Origin of the sequence: Desulfovibrio legallii (assembly GCF_004309735.1) — a bacterium.
GTDB lineage: Bacteria > Desulfobacterota > Desulfovibrionia > Desulfovibrionales > Desulfovibrionaceae > Desulfovibrio > Desulfovibrio legallii.
The window spans coordinates 1-398 of record NZ_SIXC01000035.1; the positions used below are offsets into that span (position 1 = coordinate 1).

At 49.7% G+C, this 398-nt stretch carries 1 protein-coding gene and 1 pseudogene; one reads left to right on the top strand and one right to left on the bottom strand.

The genetic code is table 11. From position 1 onward, the window contains the following. Positions 1 to 161, bottom strand: a pseudogene (locus EB812_RS11605) (DDE-type integrase/transposase/recombinase); the annotation flags it as partial. Between the two features lie 46 nt (positions 162 to 207). Between EB812_RS11605 and EB812_RS11990 the strand changes: the two are divergent. Continuing rightward, positions 208 to 398, top strand: a 191-nt coding sequence (locus EB812_RS11990; protein WP_207287385.1) for a transposase, incomplete at its 3' end; no start/stop codon positions are given.

The following is a 398-nucleotide window of genomic DNA, read 5'->3' on the forward strand; positions in this document are numbered from 1 at the left end:
TTTTTCGCCAAGGCCTCTTCCAGGGCCGCGACGCAGAAATCAGCGTCCATGGTGTTGGAAAGTCTCCAGGACAACACTTTTTTGCTGTGCCAGTCCATAACGGCCACCAGGTACAGAAAGCCTTTGCGCATGGGGATGTAAGTGATATCCACGCACCAGACCAGACATTGAATCGCTGTACGAGTTTTTGCATGAAACCGCGGATTTATTGCGTGTCCGGGCGCAAAACGTCGATTCCTGCCCAGATATGTGGCTGAATTATTGAATAAAATTGATCAACTTCGAAAAACACCCTTCGCGCCGTTGCGCACCCTGGGCAAGACGTTGCATAATTGGCGGGAAGAAGTGGCCAGAATGTTCCGTTTTACTCGGAATAACGGCATTACAGAAGGTTTCCA